Source organism: Mucilaginibacter flavidus (genome assembly GCF_024055575.1).
GTDB lineage: Bacteria > Bacteroidota > Bacteroidia > Sphingobacteriales > Sphingobacteriaceae > Mucilaginibacter > Mucilaginibacter flavidus.
This window is the reverse complement of the sequence record NZ_JAMXOE010000057.1, coordinates 1-2,354: the sequence shown is the minus strand read 5'-3', so window position 1 is coordinate 2,354 and position 2,354 is coordinate 1. Positions and strand designations below refer to the sequence as shown.

Annotated in this window: 2 protein-coding genes; both read right to left on the bottom strand. The window is 43.0% G+C overall.

Annotation, left to right across the window (positions count from 1 at the left end; all coding sequences use genetic code 11):
* Positions 1-311 precede the first annotated feature (311 nt).
* Positions 312-1,379, bottom strand: coding sequence for a nucleotidyl transferase AbiEii/AbiGii toxin family protein (locus NAF19_RS30425; RefSeq protein ID WP_252794234.1), 1,068 nt, complete (start codon positions 1,377-1,379; stop codon positions 312-314).
* Between the two features lie 5 nt (positions 1,380-1,384).
* Positions 1,385-2,137 (bottom strand): type IV toxin-antitoxin system AbiEi family antitoxin domain-containing protein, encoded by a 753-nt coding sequence (locus NAF19_RS30420; protein WP_252794232.1) that lies wholly within the window; start codon positions 2,135-2,137, stop codon positions 1,385-1,387.
* Positions 2,138-2,354: the final 217 nt, after the last annotated feature.

Genomic DNA, 2,354 nt, shown 5'->3' with positions numbered 1-2,354 from the left:
ACATCACCACCCCGCTGAAAAACTGTTAATGTTTATTGAACCGCCGTATGCCGAACGGCACGTACGGTGGTGTGAGAGGACAGTAAGGGAAATAATCCCTTACTTCCTACTCGATTAAAGTTAGCATTTTTCAACGACAAATGCTAATCACCAATTATGGTAACAAGTGAGAAAATGACTGTTTAACCGAACTGTTTATCTGTAGCTTTTCGGTTAACGGCATTGCAGACCCGATAAAGTAGCAGAAAAAAACAATTATCACTATTCAAATTTTCGGCAATATTTATTGTTTACTGCCGTAAATTTGAAGTCTATACCGCCATTGTTTCCAGCAAATAAATCTGGTACCAGTAGAAGAATGCTTCCGGATTTGACTTTTTGAGCTTATTCAGTTTGGAATTAAATGACTGGTCAATAACCCAATCCCTGATCTGGCGGGCATCCTGAAATTTTTCCAGCTTATTCGCTTTATGTTTAAGCGCAGTGGACAGGTAGGCAGCTTTGGCGGCATCGGTGACAGCGCGGTCAAGATGGTAACTTTCGGAGAAAATAAAACGCTTAACCTGGTTAATACCTTTTGACAAAGCGTCGATGTCACCTTTGCCTTCAGCACCACGGCTGCAAATGAGCAGGGCCGTCTGATATATGTCATCCAATACGCCGTCAACTCCTGCCTCGCAATTCCGGTAGCCAAGTTCCGTTTGGGCGAAGATGGCAAAGGTTTGCGAAATAATGGACATGTCATTTACCACATCCATCAGGCTGCCGATGTCATACAGCTGTTTCATGATCTCCATTGTTCGCAAGTCCCCGTTCTTCTCATAGGGGATCCCTGTGGTGTTTGGTGCAAAAGCTGTTAATTTATCACCAAGGATATCCTCGTGGCAGGGTACTTTGACCGTCAACGGATCACCATCTTGTTTGACAAAGGAGGAATCCACCGGCCAATCAATCACCTTCGCATAATGATGTTCCTCGAAAAGAATATCCAGCAAGACGTAATCTTCTGCCAGGTTATATTTATGAACAGGGGTATAAAAAAACTTATAATGCGCCTTTTCAATATCTGAAGCTGTTTTGCGTTCCTGCAATTCTACCCTTATAAATCCTTGTTGTTCGAGGAATGACTGGAGTTTTCCCTCCAATTCCTGTTTTTTACTTACAATAATGTCAATATCAATGGATAGACGTCGTGTACTGCCCAACAGGAGCATCAAAGCGGTTCCTCCTTTAAAAACAAACTGCAGTTCGGATTTGACTAGTCCTTCCAGCAGCATCAGAGCTCTGATCACTTTTTCGACCAAAATCTTATCGGCTTTGCGGTTACCGGCTGATACGGTTTCTAGCCAATCCGCGGTCAAGCTGTCTTTTGATATCATAATAATTAATCAGGTTTTGCAGTTGATTGGATAAAGTTGCCATCCCGCAGATAAGCCGCTAGTTCCGGCTTACGTCCTTTGCGGGCTGCATAACGCAGTAGTTTGTTTTTGTTTACGGTATATTTATAAAAGGCATTGCTGAAAACAGCACGGAGTTCACTACCTTCCAGGAAGCGAAATTCTGGATCACAAAAAGCATCTACCAGTAATTTCTCCAGCGAGACTGACGACAGGCCATTAACTTGATTCAGCGGACTTTCAGAGACCAGATGCCGAATGACAAGCGGTAGGCGAAAATTAGGTAGCAGGTCGTTGATAATCGTTTCTGTCGGGCGCAGGAATACTCCACCGAATTCATCATTCAACCGGTAATAAACCGATTCGGCCACATCCTTTTCGACATCTACTAAGAGGAATGGATAACTACTGATATGCTGGGCAAATTCATTCAACAGATCCGAGCTCCAAACACAAAAACTGATAAAAGGAAAATTCTTCTTCAGTGATTTACTGATCTTGATTGCTCTTGATGGTAATTCCGGCGTATAGACAATTTCCGATCCAGGTTCAAAAAGCCCCCGGCCCACACGTCGCAGCGCACCATTGTCAACCAGGTCATGAATGCGCCAGTTCACTGTAGCGTCTGGAATGTTCGGTTCACTTTTACGAAAATAATCCCGTATCTGCTCCAGGGTCGCTGTCCCATGGTTACTATCGAAATAGTGGTTTAAGGCTTCAATGGATTCCTTTCTTGTCATCGTACTATTTTAAATACAAATTTATGGCAATAAAATTTTAATACTGCCATAAGTTTGTATTTAAATATTGCTATTAAATACATCGTATTGTCTGTATAACTGGATATTCCGCTGATATTGACCACCTGATTCCGGGATAGGTTGACACCCGATTCCGCTGCAAATTGACCACCCCATTCCGGGCAAATTGACCAGGGTATTCCGGGCCAAACTGACC